This is a genomic window from Vibrio sp. 10N.261.51.F11 (genome assembly GCF_041471665.1).
Lineage (GTDB): Bacteria > Pseudomonadota > Gammaproteobacteria > Enterobacterales > Vibrionaceae > Vibrio > Vibrio crassostreae_C.
In genome coordinates, this window is sequence record NZ_JBFROW010000011.1 from 1 (window position 1) to 18,587 (window position 18,587).

General features: G+C 43.9%; 16 protein-coding genes and 1 pseudogene. 15 read left to right on the top strand and 2 right to left on the bottom strand.

Features of this window, described 5'->3' with window-relative positions; all coding sequences use genetic code 11:
• The first annotated feature begins 636 nt into the window (after positions 1-636).
• The 4 genes from nirB (at position 637) to cobA (ending at position 5,542) form a co-directional block, all read left to right on the top strand.
• Complete coding sequence (nirB, locus tag AB4351_RS04715) at positions 637-3,210, top strand: nitrite reductase large subunit NirB (RefSeq protein WP_017062560.1); 2,574 nt, start codon at positions 637-639, stop codon at positions 3,208-3,210.
• Positions 3,211-3,225: 15 nt separating this feature from the next.
• On the top strand, positions 3,226-3,549 hold the full coding sequence (nirD, locus tag AB4351_RS04720) for a nitrite reductase small subunit NirD (protein ID WP_017062559.1): 324 nt from the start codon (positions 3,226-3,228) through the stop codon (positions 3,547-3,549).
• Positions 3,550-3,672: 123 nt separating this feature from the next.
• Positions 3,673-4,488 carry a formate/nitrite transporter family protein gene (locus AB4351_RS04725; protein WP_017062558.1) on the top strand — a complete coding sequence of 272 codons (816 nt, stop codon included), beginning with the start codon at positions 3,673-3,675 and terminating at the stop codon, positions 4,486-4,488.
• A gap of 277 nt (positions 4,489-4,765) precedes the next feature.
• A complete protein-coding gene (gene cobA, locus AB4351_RS04730; protein WP_017071487.1) occupies positions 4,766-5,542 on the top strand; it encodes a uroporphyrinogen-III C-methyltransferase in 777 nt (258 codons plus the stop codon).
• Between the two features lie 51 nt (positions 5,543-5,593).
• On the opposite strand, the gene AB4351_RS04735 is transcribed toward cobA, so the two are convergent.
• Positions 5,594-6,145, bottom strand: coding sequence for a DUF4174 domain-containing protein (locus AB4351_RS04735; RefSeq protein ID WP_372125216.1), 552 nt, complete (start codon positions 6,143-6,145; stop codon positions 5,594-5,596).
• 269 nt (positions 6,146-6,414) lie between these two features.
• Between AB4351_RS04735 and AB4351_RS04740 the strand changes: the two genes are divergently transcribed.
• The 3 genes from AB4351_RS04740 to AB4351_RS04750 all read left to right on the top strand — a co-directional run bounded on the left by AB4351_RS04740 (position 6,415) and on the right by AB4351_RS04750 (position 9,016).
• Positions 6,415-6,888 carry an NYN domain-containing protein gene (locus AB4351_RS04740; RefSeq protein ID WP_372125218.1) on the top strand — a complete coding sequence of 158 codons (474 nt, stop codon included), beginning with the start codon at positions 6,415-6,417 and terminating at the stop codon, positions 6,886-6,888.
• 80 nt (positions 6,889-6,968) lie between these two features.
• Complete coding sequence (locus AB4351_RS04745; RefSeq protein ID WP_017062555.1) at positions 6,969-7,634, top strand: response regulator transcription factor; 666 nt, start codon at positions 6,969-6,971, stop codon at positions 7,632-7,634.
• Positions 7,631-9,016, top strand: coding sequence for a sensor histidine kinase (locus tag AB4351_RS04750; protein ID WP_017071485.1), 1,386 nt, complete (start codon positions 7,631-7,633; stop codon positions 9,014-9,016). The genes AB4351_RS04745 and AB4351_RS04750 overlap by 4 nt, the downstream gene beginning before the upstream one ends.
• A gap of 184 nt (positions 9,017-9,200) precedes the next feature.
• On the opposite strand, the gene AB4351_RS04755 is transcribed toward AB4351_RS04750, so the two are convergent.
• On the bottom strand, positions 9,201-10,505 hold the full coding sequence (locus AB4351_RS04755; RefSeq protein WP_017062553.1) for a dicarboxylate/amino acid:cation symporter: 1,305 nt from the start codon (positions 10,503-10,505) through the stop codon (positions 9,201-9,203).
• Positions 10,506-11,064: 559 nt separating this feature from the next.
• Here AB4351_RS04755 and AB4351_RS04760 point away from each other — a divergent pair.
• The 8 genes and pseudogenes from AB4351_RS04760 to AB4351_RS04795 all read left to right on the top strand — a co-directional run.
• Entirely contained in the window at positions 11,065-13,161 is a 2,097-nt protein-coding gene (locus AB4351_RS04760) for a TonB-dependent siderophore receptor (RefSeq protein WP_372125220.1), read from the top strand.
• A 193-nt stretch (positions 13,162-13,354) separates the two neighbouring features.
• On the top strand, positions 13,355-14,122 hold the full coding sequence (locus tag AB4351_RS04765; RefSeq protein ID WP_017062550.1) for a DUF3450 domain-containing protein: 768 nt from the start codon (positions 13,355-13,357) through the stop codon (positions 14,120-14,122).
• Positions 14,122-15,498: a MotA/TolQ/ExbB proton channel family protein gene (locus tag AB4351_RS04770; RefSeq protein WP_372125222.1), complete on the top strand. Its 1,377-nt coding sequence runs from the start codon at positions 14,122-14,124 to the stop codon at positions 15,496-15,498. Before AB4351_RS04765 ends, AB4351_RS04770 begins: the two co-directional genes overlap by 1 nt.
• The gene (locus AB4351_RS04775; protein ID WP_004731144.1) at positions 15,498-16,058 is read left to right on the top strand and encodes a MotA/TolQ/ExbB proton channel family protein; all 561 of its coding nucleotides are present in this window, start codon (positions 15,498-15,500) and stop codon (positions 16,056-16,058) included. Before AB4351_RS04770 ends, AB4351_RS04775 begins: the two co-directional genes overlap by 1 nt.
• A complete protein-coding gene (locus AB4351_RS04780; RefSeq protein WP_004739212.1) occupies positions 16,055-16,459 on the top strand; it encodes a biopolymer transporter ExbD in 405 nt (134 codons plus the stop codon). The genes AB4351_RS04775 and AB4351_RS04780 overlap by 4 nt, the downstream gene beginning before the upstream one ends.
• Positions 16,460-16,478: 19 nt before the next feature.
• Entirely contained in the window at positions 16,479-17,099 is a 621-nt protein-coding gene (locus AB4351_RS04785) for an energy transducer TonB (protein WP_299137211.1), read from the top strand.
• Entirely contained in the window at positions 17,096-18,274 is a 1,179-nt protein-coding gene (locus AB4351_RS04790; protein WP_372125224.1) for a tetratricopeptide repeat protein, read from the top strand. Before AB4351_RS04785 ends, AB4351_RS04790 begins: the two co-directional genes overlap by 4 nt.
• 188 nt (positions 18,275-18,462) lie before the next feature.
• Positions 18,463-18,587 (top strand): annotated as a pseudogene (locus tag AB4351_RS04795) (ISL3 family transposase); the annotation flags it as partial.

Below are 18,587 nucleotides of genomic sequence, written 5' to 3' on the forward strand. Positions count from 1 at the left end.
GACTCCGGGAGGCGCCTCCACTATTCAAAGTTGAAAGGCCAGCAGAAATGCTGGTCTTTTTGCTATCTGAAATTCTAAACCCTCATGCTATGTTCAAACTTCCACGTATGCTCTCTAATCAGTAGCACCACTAGGAACAAGCTATATCAGATCACTTTTGTGCCGGTCTTTTCCTTATGTAAACCTATCATTTGCTAAACAACCAACAGTATCTGTTAACCAATTGCGCCGTTTGTGAGTGGAATGAGTGGGGAATGGAAAAGGGCGACTGTCTTTTGCGTCATTAAATTCTTCATATTTATACATAGTTGCTCATGATCCTGTAACGCTTTCATGAGTTATTACACTTATTATGACCACAAATGAAAATGATTGTCATTTACTTGTGTTACTGCTAACCTATTGTGAAACTTTACAACATCTTATCTACTGCACGAAAGTGTATATAAAACCCCGCTAAACCTTATTAAACCTACGGTTATTCGTTTGCTTCGTATGATAAATCAGCAGATCTACCTCTTTTGTCCTACCCCTTTAGGGTAGTTCTATTTCGTAATTGATTTACATCATATTTTCATTTTCTTTCATAATTCATTATTCGCTCAGTTAAGAAATATATAACCTTCAGGAATTCTTATGAGCAAGATGAAGCTAGTCGTAATCGGTAACGGGATGGTCGGCCATCGCTATATCGAAGATTTAGTCGAGAAGACAGACGTTGCTAACATGGACATCACAGTCTTCTGTGAAGAGCCTCGCGTAGCCTATGATCGTGTACACCTTTCTTCTTACTTTTCACACCATACTGCGGACGAACTTTCTTTAGTTAAAGAAGGCTTCTACGAGAAACACGGCATCAACATGCTGATCGGTGAGCGTGCTATTAACGTTAACCGTGAAAAGAAAACAGTTTACTCAAGTACTGGTCGTGAAATTCAATACGACAAGCTAATCCTTGCTACAGGTTCATACCCATTCGTTCCGCCAATCAAAGGTAACGAAGGTAAAGACTGTTTCGTTTACCGCACAATCGAAGACTTGAAAGCTATCGAAGCAACGGCTAAGAACTCAAAGTCTGGTGTGGTTGTTGGTGGCGGTCTACTTGGTCTTGAAGCGGCAGGCGCACTAAAAGCACTTGGCGTGACAACACACGTTGTTGAGTTTGCTCCTAAGCTAATGGCTGAGCAGCTTGACCAAGCGGGTGGTAACCAACTTCGTCAAAAAATCGAACGTATGGGCGTTAACGTACATACAAGTAAGAACACGCTTGAGATTGCTCCTGAAGGCACTGAAGCTCGTAACGTAATGCGCTTTGCAGACGGTACAGAGCTAGAAACTGATTTCATCGTATTCTCTGCTGGTATTCGCCCACAAGACAAACTTGCTCGTCAAATGGGGCTGGGTATTGCACCACGTGGCGGTATCGAGATTAATGATCACTGTCAAACGACAGACAAAGACATCTACGCAATCGGTGAGTGTGCGTCTTGGAACCAAACGTTCTACGGCCTAGTGGCTCCTGGTTACAAAATGGCAACGGTAGCGGTTGACCACGTTGTTGGTAACGAAAGCACATTTGAAGGTGCTGACATGTCTGCGAAGCTTAAGCTTTTGGGCGTGAAAGTAGGCTCTATCGGCGATGCGAACGGTCGTACTCCTGGCTGTAAGAGCTACGTTTACCAAAACGAAGAACAAGAAGTTTACAAGCGTCTAATCGTTTCTGAAGACAACAAGAAGCTGCTTGGTGCAGTAATGGTTGGCGACACGTCTGACTACGGTGATCTTCTACAGCTTATGCTGAACGAAATCGACCTACCAGAACACCCAGATGCATTGATTCTTCCTGCTCATGCTGGTGCTGAAAAGCCAACACTTGGCGCGGATTCTCTTCCTGAGTCTGCTGTTATCTGTTCTTGTTTCGATGTGACTAAAGGCAAGATCGCTCAAGCGGTTGCTGAAGGTCACCACACAATCGGTGATATCAAAGCAGTAACAGGCGCAGGTACTGGTTGTGGTGGTTGTATTCCACTAGTGACTTCAGTACTAAACGCTGAACTTGCTAAAGCTGGTGTTGAAGTGAAGAACGACGTGTGTGAGCACTTTGCATACTCTCGCCAAGAGCTTTTCCACCTAATTCGCATCGAAGAAATCAAAACGTTCGATGAGCTATTAGAGAAATACGGTAAAGGCTACGGCTGTGAAGTATGTAAGCCTCTAGCAGGTTCTATCCTTGCTTCTTGCTGGGGTGAACACATCCTTAAGCCTGAATTAGTGAAGCTGCACGATACCAACGACAACTTCCTAGGTAACATGCAAAAAGACGGTACTTACTCTGTAATCCCTCGTATGGCGGGTGGTGAAGTAACACCTCAAGCACTAAGCGTTCTTGCTGATGTTGCTGCTGAATACAACTTGTACACCAAGATCACAGGTGCACAACGTATCGGCCTATTTGGTGCTCAGAAAGATGACTTACCAGCAATCTGGAAGAAGTTAATCGCTGCAGGTTACGAAACGGGTCAAGCTTACGCAAAAGCACTTCGTATGGCGAAAACATGTGTAGGTTCTACTTGGTGTCGTTACGGCGTTCAAGATTCAGTTGGCCTAGGCGTGATGATCGAGAACCGTTACAAAGGCATCCGTACTCCTCATAAGATGAAGTTTGGTGTGTCTGGCTGTACTCGTGAGTGTGCTGAAGCTCAAGGTAAAGATTTAGGTATTATTGCGACTGACGCAGGTTGGAACATGTATGTATGTGGTAACGGTGGTATGAAACCTCGTCACGCAGACTTACTGGCAAGCGACCTAGACCAAGAAACGCTAATCAAGTACATCGACCGTTTCATGATGTTCTACATCCGCACGGCTGCGCCACTACAACGTACTTCGGTATGGATGGACAACCTAGAAGGTGGTGTTGATTACCTACGTGAAGTGATTGTAGACAACAAGCTTGGTATCAATGACCAACTTGAAACTGACATTGCTGGCCTAGTTGATAACTTCGCTTGTGAATGGACAGATACAATCAACGACGAAGCTCAACTTAAGCGCTTTGCACACTTCATCAATGCTGATGACCGCGATGATAACGTTGTGTTTGTTGAAGATGGTCGTGAACAACACCGTCCTGCGACATTCACTGAGAAACACCCTGAAGCCATTACTTCAAAGCATCAGGGCGACATCATTCACGTAGAATCTGTTTAATTGGGAGACGACATCATGGCATTTACCAAAGTTTGTAAGATCGAAGACATTATCCCAGGTACAGGTGTTTGTGCGTTGGTTAGTGGTGAGCAAGTGGCTATCTTCCGCCCAACTGAGGCTGAAGAAGTATTCGCGATTAGCAACACAGACCCATACTTCCAATCTAACGTGCTATCACGTGGTTTGATTGTTGAGCACAAAGAAGAGCTTTGGGTAGCAAGCCCACTTAAGAAGCAACGCTTTAACCTAGCAACAGGTGTGTGCATGGAAGACGAGAACTTCAACGTGAAAGCGTACAAAGCTCGTGTTGCCAAAGGCGCTGTAGAAATCTCTGCTTAATCTTCGGATGAGTAAGATTTGATAGTTCAAGGGTTCTAGTTCTCGATATTGCCTTAACTCGGCAACTAGAGCCTTTTCCTATCCAATTTTAACTTTTAATTTAAACTTTTTAAGGACAACCTTATGTCTCCTGATTACAAACCAGCTGAATTCGTTCAAACGATGATTGATGTGGGTGAAGCGAAAACGAAAACAAGTACTCGCGATCTTCTGATTCGAAGCACTATGGCTGGTATCATCCTTTCTCTAGCGGTTGTTGTTGCTATTACAGCAATGGTTCAAACCGGTATTGGCCTTGTTGGCGCACTTGTGTTCCCAGTTGGCTTCGTCATTCTAAGTGTAATGGGTTATGACCTAGTAACTGGCGTATTCGGCCTTGCACCTTTAGCGAAATTCGACAACCGCCCAGGTATTACTTGGGGTCGTATCCTACGTTGTTGGGGTATTGTTGGTCTTGGTAACCTTATCGGTTCTTTGATTGTTGCTTTCCTTGTTGCAGTATCACTAACGGGTAACTTCTCTTTAGAACCAAACGCTGTTGCTCAAAAGTTCATTGCTGTTTCTACAGGTCGTAGCCTAGGTTTTGAAAACATGGGTATGGACGGATGGATCACGTGTTTCGTACGCGGTATCTTCTGTAACCTTATGGTATGTCTAGGTGTGATTGGCAACATGACTGCACGCACAGTATCTGGCCGTGTAGCAATGATGTGGTTCCCAATCTTCATCTTCTTCGCACTCGTATTTGAGCACACAGTGGTAAACATGTTCCTATTCCCACTAGGTATGATTCTTGGCGCTGATTTTGGTATCGCGACATGGTTGAACTTCAACCTTATCCCAACAATCCTAGGTAACATCGTTGGTGGTCTATTAATGACGTGTGTTCCTCTATACCTAACTCATGCTAAAACAGCTCCTTCTCTAGGTGCTAAGTAATTCTGAATACGGTGAAACGTAATTTAGTATGAGATTAAGAGCCCCAACAACATGTTTGGGGCTTTTTTAGTTCGAAAGCCCTTATATCATTGCGCAAATTACTCGCAATAGACTGTTTTGTTATAATTACTTCTATCTTCGTTAGTATTTAGACTGAATATTTAATTCAACACCTGATAGTCTAAGGGTTAAGGATTTGGATAAGTCATCATGAATACAGTGACTTATCACATAGATTGAAGCTTGAGATAAAACAAGCAAACCTTCGGAGCGCAGCATGTCAGAAGTATCGTCATCGAATGTTAAAGAAGTAAACAAAGGATTTGTTTCATTGGTAGGTGCAGGTCCGGGCGACCCAGACTTACTTACGCTAAAAGCCGCACGAGTGATTCAACAAGCAGACGTGTTGGTTTATGACCGCTTGGTATCAAAAGATATTTTGGCGATGGCTAACCCAGAAGCAGAAATGCTGTATGTGGGTAAAAAGCTTGATCATCACTGTGTACCGCAAGATCAGATCAACCAACTGTTGGTCACTAAAGCGCAAGAGAACAAGCACGTAGTACGCCTAAAAGGTGGTGACTCGTTTATCTTTGGCCGTGGTGGTGAAGAGTGTGAAACATTAGCTGAGAATGATGTGAGATTTGAAGTCATTCCTGGTATCACGGCTGCGGCTGGTGCTACGGCTTACGCGGGCATTCCGTTGACTCACCGTGATCATGCGCAAAGCGTGCAGTTTATTACAGGTCACTTGAAGAAAGATGGCGAAGATATCGACTGGCAATCTCTTGCTCAACATAATCACACGATCGTGTTTTACATGGGCTTGAAAGAGAGTCCAAACATTCAGAAAAACTTACTGGATAACGGTATGCGAGCAGACATGCCGGTTGCGATCATCGAAAACGGTACGCGCCAAGAACAGAAGGTGTTTAGAGGTGGGTTACGTGATTTAGCTGATCTTGCTAGCGTCGCAAAGAGCCCAGCGCTGATTGTTGTAGGCAGCGTGGCTCAGCTCCATGAAAAACTTGCTTGGTTCAACAAGCAAGCTTAATCGTTTGACCTTCTAGTTAGCTCTCTAAGCCACTACTGAGCTCAGCAAGAATCAAATACTGCAGCGGCTGCCTTGTCGCTGCATTTCTTGTTGGCGCATCGGCATTTCGTCAATGATATTGGTGATCTGTTTCCAGTCTGTTTTGCCACTCCACCGGTGCTTCTCTTTTCCGTCTTTACCAATCAAAACAGCGGTGTGAGATCCTTTCGGGATCTCGTAAATACTGGTGACGGCCTCTAAGTTAAACTCTTCTTCTAACCATGTCGGGACTGTGTAACCACTCTCAGCAATAACCATAATGACGACATCTCGTTCGTCCAATTGACAGTTATTGAGCAACACTTCATTCAGAAACTCTTTAACGATTGAATCTTCCTTTGGAGCGAAATAAATCACACTGCGGTGCGGCAAAGGCTTTGAGTGAGAATAGGCGGGGTAGGCGAGTGCTGAGTTGATGGTTAAGCTCATGATTAATACCGTGCTGATGGTCAGTAGTTTAAGCAAACTAAACCAGATACCAGAGTTTGATGGTTGATTCGAAGTTTGCACCGCTTTGGTTGTGTCGATGCTTACGTTCGATTTGTGTGTTTGTCGGTGCAGCATTGCCAACCTCCCTTTAAAAGCTCTAAGCCTGAGTACGATTTGAATGCAACGTAAAGGAAAAGGTGAAGATCAGAACCACCTAGAAACGTTCAAAACAAATCCACTTACAGTAAGCATAGTTAGGATTACGTTAAAGACACTTAGCTTTACGCTAAAGATATTAGGTTTACGTTAACGATAGATGGCAGGTTCATTTTTATTGAGTAAAGCGACTCGCATTTTACAATTGAATAGAATAGGGTATACGGAAAATCTAAAGGTATGAATTTATGGAAAACATAGCAATTTTGGTCGACGTTCAGAACGTTTACTACACGACGCGCGACAAATACCGTTCTAACTTCGACTATAACCAGTTTTGGTATGTTGCCACGGAAGGGCGTAACGTTATTGAAGCTAATGCTTACGCAATCTCAAGCCAAGATCCAAAGCAGCGTCAATTTCATCATATCCTTCGTGGTGTGGGCTTTAATGTGAAGTTAAAGCCGTTTATTCAGCGTCGAGATGGCAGTGCAAAAGGCGATTGGGATGTGGGTATTGCGTTAGACGCGATAGAACTTGCTGAGACGGTTGATACGATTGTTTTGGTATCAGGAGACGGTGATTTCGAAATCCTTGTAGAGCGAATCAAAGAACGTTTTGGCAAACCTGTTGAAGTGTATGGTGTTCCGGGATTAACTGCTCAAAATCTTATCGATTCTGCCTCAAAATTTGTACCGATTGAAAAAGATTTTCTTCTATAAAGGAAATCGGGCACTTTATAATTGAAATCAATAATAACGATAATTAGAATGCAAACAGTTCTTATTTATCGGCGTGTCCAATGTCTCGCGTTTTAGTTGTTGATGATGATATTCAGTTGTGTGAATTACTGGGTGAAGTGTTAGAAAATGAGGGGTATCACGTTGATACTGTTCATTGCGGTGAATCCGCGCTTGAGTTTATTCAATCTCACCCTGTCGATTTGGTTCTACTCGATGTAATGCTTCCGAACCTAAGCGGCATTCAAGTAGCAAGACGTATTTGTCAGCGTTTTGCTACTCCCATTCTTATGCTAACCGCGCTTAACGACGATGCCTCAATGCTCGATGGCTACCAAGCAGGCGCCGACCAGTACATCGCTAAACCTTTCAATGTTCCTGAACTCTTAACCCGTATTAAGGTGATCTTGCGCCGAGTGGGTTTTGAACGCCAAAGACAATCTTTAGCTTCCTCTAATCACGGCTTGTGTGAACAACTCTCTCGTTTGCCATTAACTGGCACTGAAAAAGACTTGCTTGATTATTTGGTCAAAAATGACGGTATTGTCGTCTCAAAATCTGATCTGCAAATCCATGTACTCAAGAAAGAATTGTGTCCCTTCGATCGTAATTTAGATATGCATATCAGCAATATACGTAGAAAGCTCGTTCAGGCAGGTTTGTCTAAACAACATATAAAAACCGTTCGTGGTAAAGGTTACAGTTACCTAGAGTCGGTCGGAGCATGAGTAAAAAACTGCTGCGTTGCCCTGATTTTATTGCTAAGCGTAAAGACGGACTCACTTTCCAACTGTTCAGTTACCTGACCGTCATTTTGGTGAGTATTTTGATCCTGCAAGGTGTCGCTGAAAGAGCCTTGATGAAAGCGCTGCTTAAAGTCCCAGAATCGGTAAAAGCGGAAATGCTCGACCTTGCTTACCAAGCGAATGTGTTGATCGAAGAAGGGGACATGGATGAACTCGCGGACTGGGGTAATGCTCAGCAGTATTATCTGTTCGTCATTGATAAAGACAATCGTCCGATCACACATCGTCACATGCACCCACATTTTGAATTTAAGCTCAAATACTTAAGAACGTTAGATCACCAACTTAGTGATCGTGTGAGTAAGCCGATCTTCGGCCTACCACTGGATAACGGTAAAACACTGGTTATCCAACTACCGCACCAGTTTCATCCCGCAAAATCTTTTGCGCCATATTCCTATATGCTTAAAGCATTGATTGCATTGGTCGTATTGTCTCTGTTCTCGATTATCATGGCCAAAAGCCTTCAGCAACCGTTGGATAGATTGAGAGAAGCGAGCCGCAGACTGGCTCAAGGTGACTTCACGGTCAGTGTGGTGTCGGAGTTGAACTCCACCACGCGTGAATTCAACGAGCTTGCACACGATTTTGATTATATGACCTTTGAGATTAAATCTCTGGCTGAAAAGCAACGTTGTTTGATTCGTGATGTCTCACACGAGTTAAGAACACCATTAGCAAGGCAAAACCTCGCACTACACCTGCTGCGCAGCAAGGTTGATGATAAAAGCATTGGTTTGCTAGAACGAATGGAAAATGAAACAGAAGAGATGAATAAGCTGGTGGGTGAGATACTTGAATTTAGCCGCTTAGAAACCTCTCGCTATGACTCCAAGTTAAGTTTAATGCACCTTGAGCACTATTGTTCAATGTTGATCGCGCAGATGCAAAACGATTTAAAACCGAATCAAACTTTGATTGGTTCCCTAGGGACGCCGATATCAATGGTGAACGTTGATGAGAGGCTACTGCTTCGAGTCATTGGTAACTTGGTCGGGAATGCCATTAAATACGCGGGTGAGAACGCTCATGTGGTCGTGACGACATACGAACAGGTAATGGATAGACGTTACAGTGTAATATCTGTAGAAGATGACGGTGATGGTATTCCTGATAACAAGATTGCAGGTATATTCGACCCGTTCACTCGTATTGAATCAGCAAGAGACAAACGGTCTGGTGGCTACGGTCTGGGCCTTGCGATTGTTAAAGAAGCGATGGGTGTGATGAATGGACATGTAACTGCTGAGAATAGAGAAGGTGGGGGGCTGAGAGTGAACTTGATGTTCCCAATCGGTGATTAGCTTTCCCTATTGATAATTACCTTAAATTGATAACTGTCCCAACTCAGTAGTACTGACTTAAGCGATACCCAATAAAAACGCCACTGCATCTGCAGTGGCGTTTTTCTTTATGCGCTTTGGTATGGGCTAGGCGTAGCCATTAATTACGCCTGAGCTTGAAGACAAGAGCATAAGATAAGCGAGACTATGCCTGTTGGCGAGCTAGCTTAACTTCTTCTTCTTTCTCACCTGCTGCTGGGTCGTTGAAGCGAGACTCGTCTAGAGCGCCTTCAGACTTAGCAACGATGATAGATACGGCACTATCACCTGTGATGTTTACAGCGGTACGAATCATATCAAGAAGGCGGTCAACACCCATGATTAGAGCAATACCTTCAAGCGGCAGGCCAACTTGGTTCAATACCATCGCTAGCATAACAAGACCAACACCAGGGACACCTGCAGTACCAACAGACGCCAGTGTCGCCGTTAGGATAACCATTAGGTAATCACCCATTGAAAGGTCGATGTTGTACGCTTGCGCGATAAACGCCGTCGCAACACCTTGCATGATTGCAGTGCCGTCCATGTTCACAGTTGCACCTAGTGGTACTGTGAAAGAAGCGACTTTGTTGTCTACGCCCATACGGTTCTTAGCCGTTTCCATAGTTACTGGAATTGTTGCGTTCGAAGATGCTGTTGAGAATGCAAACATGATTGCATCTTCCATCTTACGTAGGAACGTAATCGGACTAAGACCTGTGAATCCTTTAAGCATCGCACTGTAAGTCACCAAGCCATGCAACAGCAGGGTACCAGCAAGCACTAAGAAGTATTCTGCTAGGTTCCAAATTGCACCTAAGCCAAGGCCAGAGAACAGTTTCGCCATCAAGAAGAATACGCCGTAAGGAGCAAGGTTCATTAGTAGCGCAACTAGCTTCATGATCACTTCGTTTAGATCAGAGAAAACTGCAGCGATACGTTCACCGGGTTTGCCCGCTGCACTGATTGCGATACCAAACAACACTGCAAATACGATAACTTGTAACGTTTTGCCCTCAGCCATCGCCTGAATAGGGTTGGTTGGGAACATGTCGATGATTACTTGGCCCAGAGAAGGGGCATCCGCTGATTTGAAAGAGCTCGCAGCAGTAAGATCCGCACCAGCTCCAGGTTGGAACAGGTTACCGATAGTTAATGCTAGAGTGATGGCAACGGCAGTAGTACCGATATAAAGTGCAAGCGTTTTGCCACCCATACGGCCAAGAGTTGATAAGTCTTTAAGAGAACTTGTACCGCACACTAGTGAAACGAAGACTAGAGGCACAACAAGCATTTTTAAACTGGCGACAAAGATTTGTCCGCCCACTTCAAAGAGTCCGTTAACGATGTAGTTGTTAACAAATCCGTTGTCTGCAAAAAGGGATTGAATGGCGAATCCCGTTAATATACCTACGACCATACCGAGGATTACTCGACCAGTCAGAGACATAGGTTTCTTGGTATTCATTTAGAACACTCCTTATTATTTATAACTTTGATACCTTTTCAAAGTGAGCAGGAGATTAGCAGTCGGATAATCAATTCGAAAAACAAAAAATGAGTTTGGAATTATAGATGTGATCAAAATCACTGATAATTGTGTAAATTAAACAAATAAAAACAAAATAATTCACTATTAATTTACATCCTTCGAGGGTTTTATACATAAATTTGTCGTTTCAAAGGTAGTAAATAAGAAGAGATGGTTTTCTTATCAATCTTCACGTCTTCAATTGACTGAACAAATACCGTTGTTTCAAAAAATTCGGTGAAGATAACCAGTCGATTTACGTCCATGAGCCTTAACTATTTGTATTGAATGGTTTTGTTGAACTCCTCAAATATGACTCACCGACAGGCCTTTACAAAACTTTACGAATGCAAAGAATGTAAATTTAATGCAAATGGTAATAGTTATCACTTATATTCACTCCCGAAATAATTCAGTGGTACCGGCAACGGTTCAGCGAACACATCGAATAAATAACAAAGTGTTTGTCTAAAAGAATAAAAGCGGAGTAAAGGACATGTTTTCAAAGAGCCCATTGGCTTTAGTGATCGGCGCAGTATTAGCTTCACCAGCAGTATTGGCAGAAACAGTAAAAACAGACGAGCATATGGTTGTTGAAGGTCGTGACTACGGTTATAAAGCCGACACGAACACAACAGCAATGCGCATGGAGGCGACTCAATTAGAGACTCCGGGACAAGTTTTAGTAATCGACGAGCAAATCATCGATGAACAGCGTGCAACAACGCTTGGTGACGTGCTTAAGAATGACGCGAGTGTAAGTGCTGGCGGTACAAGCCGTAACCGTGAACGTTTCTCTCTACGTGGTTTCTCGGTAGAAAGCTCTTCGGGCTTCCTTAAAAATGGCCAGCAACATTGGTCTCACTACCGTCAACCAATCGAACTGCTAGAGCGTGTTGAAGTACTAAAAGGACCTTCTGGTCTTCTTTACGGTATTTCTGCACCAGGTGGTTTGATCAACATGGTAAGCAAAAAGCCAACTTACGATACGCAAGTAAGTGTTAGCCAAGATATTGGTTCTAATGACCATTCTCGTACAACGGTAGACGTAAGTGGCGCTTTGAACGACGCTGAAACTCTACGTGGTCGCGCGATTCTATCTAAAGAAAGCTACGGTTCTTGGAGAACTTATGGTGACGGAACTGAACCACAAACAGAACGTTTTGTTGGTGGTGTATTCGTTGATTACGATGTAACTGAAGACGTGACAGTTTCTGTTCATTACGACAAAACTAACGACGAAGGTAGCGTAGATTCTGGCGCTTTATACACGCTAGACGGCAACCGAGTAGGTAGCGACAAGCACATCTGGGATGCACAGTGGTCACAGATCGAGAATGATGTTGAGAACGTTGGTTTTGATATTGCTGCTAACCTGACTGATACATGGTCAGTAAAAACAGGTTTCAACTACCAAGATTTCGAACGTATTGATATGGAAAGCTACCCAAGCTTTTCAAACATGAATCCTGATGGTACAGGAACCGTGACTCAAGGCGGTAACTACCGTCATGATAAATGGCGTTTCAGAACGGCTTACGTTGATCTAACAACAACCGCTGATCTTGCGGGCACAGAGCACCAACTATTATTCGGTGCTAACTGGTTAGGCTACAGCTATTACCGTGGTATGGATCGCTTCAGCAGCGCTGAATACGCACCAGATGCAACAGTACCAGCGCCGTCAGTGGGTCCAACATCGCTAGGTAAGATGAGTACTTACGATACTTGGGGCTTCTACATCCAAGATTTGATTACTATTAATGATGAATGGCAAGTTCTTGCGGGTGCTCGTTTCGACCGTAAAGTAAGTGATGGCGTAGCAGAAGAAAATGTAGCGCCTAAGCTTGGCCTGATTTACCACCCAGCATCAAACGGTAGTATCTACGCTTCTTACTCTGAAAGTTTCGAACCACAAGGTGTTGTGTCTAGCGGAAGCCGCAACTACACCAACGATGGCGAACTTCTTGACGCAGCAACGGGCGTGTCTTACGAAGTCGGTACTAAGTGGGAACTGATGGACGAACGTCTATTCGTTTCTGGTGCGGTATTCGATATTACCCAAGAAAACATTTCAATGGATGTAGAAGACACTTTATCAGGCGATTGGACGAAGACACAAGGTGGCGAACAAGTTCACCGTGGTGCTGAGCTAGCCGCACAAGGCTTTATTTCAGAGCGCTTCTCAATGTCTGGTTCTGCAATGTACTTAGATGCTGAAATCACGAACCATGAAACATATGAAGGTAACCGTCCAGTAGACGTACCTGAGTTTGCAGCAAGCGTTTGGTCTACCTATGCAGCAACAAACGAAGTTGATGTGAACCTGGGTCTTATCTACGAAGGTTCTCGTTACGGCGATAGCGCGAACACATTCAAGAAAGACGGCTACGCACGTGTAGATATGGGTGCTGCATACACGCTTAAGTACGACGATTCTCTTGATTTCGTAGCGCGTCTAACAGTCGAGAACGTATTTGATAAAGAATACCTAGCGGGTGGCGGTTCAACATCTTCAAACCACCAATTTGCTGAAGACGTAGTAATCGGCGAAGGCCGTAACTACATGGCGACTTTACAGGTAAAATACTAATTTGTTAGTAGGGTACTATTGTTAGCCTAAATACTAAGGGGAAAGTTTCGACTTTCTCCTTTCGTGATTCTGCTATTCAGTAAAATATCCCTAGTAATGAGAGTGACTTTTAATGATAATGAGAGTGCTTATCAATAATAGTATTTATCAATAAAATGTATTTGACCTTCTTCTATAGTAAATGACTACAATTATGAATCTTTTAAAAACTAGCCTAGCGCTTGCCATCAGTTTGGTTGCAACGTCTTCTATGGCAAACAGCTTGGATCAAGCTCAATCAATTCAAAACAAGACCAATAACGCGTCGGCTTCGAGCCAAAAGGTTATTGATAAAAGCTCACAAGCGACTTTAATGCTGCAAGCTGAGATTGAGCGTCTGCAAGAAGAAGTTAAAAACCTAGAAATCTATCACGATCACCTTGCTGCATTAGTTGAGAGCCAAAACCAAGAAGCTCAAAGCATTGAAGAGCAGATCGAAGAAATCAAATACACACGCCAAGGTGTTGTGCCATTGATGTATCAAATGATCGATGGTCTTGAACAGTTGGTAGAGAAAGACGTGCCGATTAAGAAAGAACAGCGTTTAGAAAGAGTAGAAAAGCTACAAGCAATGATGACTCGTGCTGATGTGAGTGATGCTGAGAAGTATCGTCGTATCCTGGAAGCTTACCAAATCGAGATGGACTACGGCATCAAGCTCGGTGCTTACCAAGGCCGCGTTGCATTGAGCAACGACAGAACGATTGAAGCTGACGTGTTGCACCTAGGTCGTATCTCTTTGGTGGCTCGTAACCTAAATGGCAGCCAATATTGGTCTTGGAATCAAACACAAAATCAGTGGCAAGAGCTAGATTCTTCAATGAAATCTGAGCTAGATAAAGCTTACGACATTGCAAGCCAACAAGCGGCGCCAAGCCTAATTACTTTACCTGTTTCTTTAACTGTTGCGGAGGTTAAGTAATGAACTTAAAGCCATTAGCAGCATTGCTTTGCATTACATCACTTTCATTTTCAGCTTTCTCTGCATCAGATACGACGGCTCAGCTAGTTAATAAAGCAAAATCAGAGAGTCGAACTCAAGCTTCTCACAACGTAGTGCGTGAAGCTGATTTCAAAAAGACAGAACAAGAACTGAAAGCGATCAAAGCTCAGCTTGAAGCGAAGCGTACGTCTATCCAAGGTGCGACAGATGTTCTGACTCAAACGTTCAGTGATAACGAAAACAAGCTTGCTCGCTTAGAAGAGAAGCTGCGTTTAGAAACCGGTAGCTTAGGCGAGCTGTTCGGTGTCGTTCGTCAAAACGCAAAAGAACTCGGCGCAGAGCTTAGCTCAACCGTGAATAGTGTTGATCGTGCTGAACACACTGCAACTGTTGATCAAATCATTGATGCTAAATCACTGCCTTCAATGCCACAGCTGACCGGTTTGTGGATGAGCATGGTTGAACAGATCCAAGCGAGCTCTGAGCTTAGCAAATCTCAAATTGCATTCATTAATGGTGAAGGCAATACAAACAAGGTTGACGCTTACCGACTAGGTTCGATTGGTCTTGTGACAGAGCAAGGCTATGTTAGCTGGAACACTCAGCGTGAAGATGCGATTGCGTATCTGAAACAACCATCGAATGGTCCAACTTTAGCATCGCTATCTACATTAGCGAATGGCGACGTGTCTAACGTGGTTGTCGATCCTTCTCGTGGGTTCATGCTAGAGCAACTAGCGCTAACACCAAGCCTAACTGATCGTCTTCAAGCGGGTGGTGTGGTTGGTAAAGTGATTCTTGGCTTGCTTGCAATTGGCTTAATCATCGCATTAGTTCGTGGTATTTCTTTGGCTATCGCTCGCCAGAAAATTCGCGCTCAACTTAAGAACCCTGAGCAAGCGGGTGATAACCCACTAGGTCGTGTTCTTGCGATGTACAACAAGGAACAAAACCAAACGGTTGAAGCGTTAGAGTTGCGACTTTTAGAAGCGGTAGTTGATGAGCAGACTCACCTAGAGAAAGGTCTATCGATGCTTAAGCTATTGGCGGCACTAGCACCAATGTTGGGCCTTTTAGGTACAGTAACCGGCATGATCGAAACATTCCAAGTGATCACTCAGTTTGGTAATGGCGACCCTAAAGTTATGGCGGGTGGTATCTCGATGGCGCTTGTAACTACGGTACTTGGTCTGGTTGCGGCAATGCCTCTTCTACTGGCACACAACATTCTTAGCACTCAAGCAGAAAACATTCGCAATATTCTTGAGAAGCAAGGTATTGGTCTTGTTGCTGAGCAGGCTGAAAAGACCTTTGAATCAAACGCTGTTGTTTCACCAGTTGGGACTGCTGCGTAATGGATATTTTGTCGGGTTCTCTATTACCAGCGAGTTGGTTAACGAGTGACTGGCTGCTGTCTTTATCAAGCTTTATGGAGCAGGGCGGTTTCGTCCTGTGGTGGCTAGCGGCTGTCGTCCTAGTGTATTGGGTGCTTGTGGTAGAACGTGTGCTTTATCTTGCGTTCTACTTTCCTAAGCAGCGCCAAGCTTGGATTACTAAGTGGCATGAAAGAGAAGATCACTCTTCTTGGCATGCCAAAGCCATTCGTGAAGGTTGGTTAGGGCAAGCGAGTATCTTGCTTAACCAAAACTTGAATTTTATTAAGCTGTTAGTCGCTATTTGCCCGATGTTGGGCTTGCTAGGCACTGTAACCGGTATGATCTCTGTTTTTGATGTTATGGCGACACAAGGCAGCAGTGACCCTAAATTGATGGCTTCAGGTATCTCGTTAGCAACACTGCCAACCATGGCAGGCATGGTTGCAGCGTTAGCGGGCATGTTCGTTCACGCTCGCTTAGCGAAAGTATGTAACCGCTTAGAATTGAAATTAGAAAAATCTTTAAGGAGTCAACGATGAGACTCGGTCGACGTCATTCTAAAAACGAAGAGGCTCAAATAGACCTTACTTCGATGCTTGATATTGTCTTTATCATGCTTATTTTCTTTATTGTGACCAGTTCATTTGTTCGTGAGTCAGGGGTGGAAGTCAATCGCCCACAAGCTTCTAACGTAGTAAGCCAAAAGGATGCAGGCATCTTTGTTGCGATTACTTCTGCAAACGACATTTTCATCGACAAGCGTGTCGTAGATGTTGAACGTGTCCAAGCGACGTTAGAGCACTTGTTGCTAGAACAACCTGATGCTTCTTTGGTTATTCAAGCGGATGAACACGCTTACAACGGTACTGTTGTTAAAGTGATGGATGCCGCGAAAGGTGCAGGTGTTAAAAACATTGCGCTTGCTGCTGATAAGCGATGATCTTGGAGGATCTTCATAAATGATTCGCCTATTTCTTGCTTTACCGCTAGCGGGCGCGTTGGGCTTAGCGCTGTTTTCTTTCATGGCTTGGATGGTCGATAATGGCCACCAACGTTCACCAGACGATAGCGAGACGTTAAGTTTCAACATGGTAATGGTGGAACAAGAACAAGAAGTTCAAAGAAGACAACGCGCAGTCCCTGAAAAACCAGAAATGCCAGAGCCGCCACCGGAAGCGCAAACGTCTCAGTCACAAGCTGAAGTTACGCCTCTGAATTCGATGTCTTCTTTGCCTTCATTGGATTTGAACACATCCATTGATGGCTTAGCGATTAACGCACCGACATTCTCTGATTTTGGGTCAAACCAACAAGCAATGCCTTTGTATCGAGTAGAGCCTCGTTATCCAGCGAAAGCGCTTAAGCGTGGAGCTGAAGGCTATGTGATTATGTCTTTTACTATCGATGAAACGGGACGTCCAATTGACATTCAAGTCACTGACGCAAACCCACGTCGTATGTTTGAACGTGAAGCGATGAGAGCACTTAAAAAATGGAAATATCAACCGAAAGTCGTCGATGGAAAAGCGATAGCTCAGGTTGGTCAAACCGTGAAACTAGAGTTTAAGTTGGCAAAATGATGAAACATATATGGATATTAGTGGGCTTGTTGTTAATGCCCCTTACAACACAGGCACAAGAGCTAACCCAATATACTGCTATTCGTGTTCAAAAGGCGCATAAGCTTGCTCAAGATGAACAGGTTAAACAGGCCATTGACGTACTAGCAGGTTTAGAGCTTTCTAAGGGCTATGACAAAGCGTACGTAGCTCGTATGCTAGGTGTTTTTTACTGGCAAGATGGCAAAACCGATAAGGCGATTAAGCAGCTTACATACGCCGTCGATACCAATTTGCTGGTGGATGAACAAGCTTGGATAACGAAGCGTATGCTTGCGGATCTGTTATTAAACGATCAACAGTTCAAAAACGCGCTTCCACATTACTACGAGTTAGTAAAAACAGCGCCAGAGGCAGAAAAGAAAGACGTGCTTTGGATGCGAATTGCACAAGCGGAATACCAAATCGAAAACTGGTCAAAAGTACTGGTTGCTATTGGTAATCGCGACAAGTTCAATGCGAAATCAGAACTGTCGCCTCTTTCGCTAAAACTGGGCGCACAGCTTCAGCTAAAGCAGTGGAAACAGTCTATTCCGACACTGGAAAGCCTGATTGAACTTCAACCAGAAAAAGACAACTGGTGGCGTCAACTTGTGGGTATTCAGTTAAGATTAGAACGTAATCGTGATGCATTGAACACGTTAGCGCTGGCTGATCTACAAGGTGTTGAGATGAAGAACTCAGATCGCCGTTTGTTAGCGCAGCTTTACGCGAAACGTGGTATTCCAGAGCGCGCAGCACAAGAAATTAGTAAGCTAGATGATGCGAACAGCGACGTTCAACTTCTAGCAGAGCAAGCAACCTACTGGCAGCTAGCGAAAGAGTGGGACAATGCGATTGAAGTGTGGACGTTAGCGTCTAAAAAAGACACTCAGTATCATTGGAATGTGGCTCAACTATTGGTTCAGCAAGGTTACTACGACCGAGCTCTGGTTGTTTTAGATAAAGTGAAAGACAAAAACAAACAAGCCGACGTTGCGTTAGCGAAAGTGCGTTCATGGTACAAGCTAAAGAATCTTGATAACGCCCTTGCTCAAGCCAAGCGTGCCAATAACATTGAGCCATCTTCTGAGGCGAAAGGCTGGATTAAATACCTGACTCAGCTTAGAACGGTTAGTGACAACGGAAACGTTTAACCGCTCATCGCAAACAGAAGACAAGAACAGCGCATAAGAAACAAGAAAAGCAAAAGGGTGTCATTTGATCGTTCAAATGACACCCTTTTTAATGGTTCATCGCGGATTAGCGGGAACTAAAAACAAAAACGGTAGTAAGTGATATGGTTTAGTCGCCAACCAAAAATCATACACAAACTACCGTTTTCATGCCGAATCATACTTTCCTATCTTCATTCTGGGAAGGCTTTCAAATAGTAAAGTCTCACCAGACAGCATCACTTATTACCCTGACTCTTAAACCTAACTCTGAGGCTAAGTGCCTTTGTGGTCT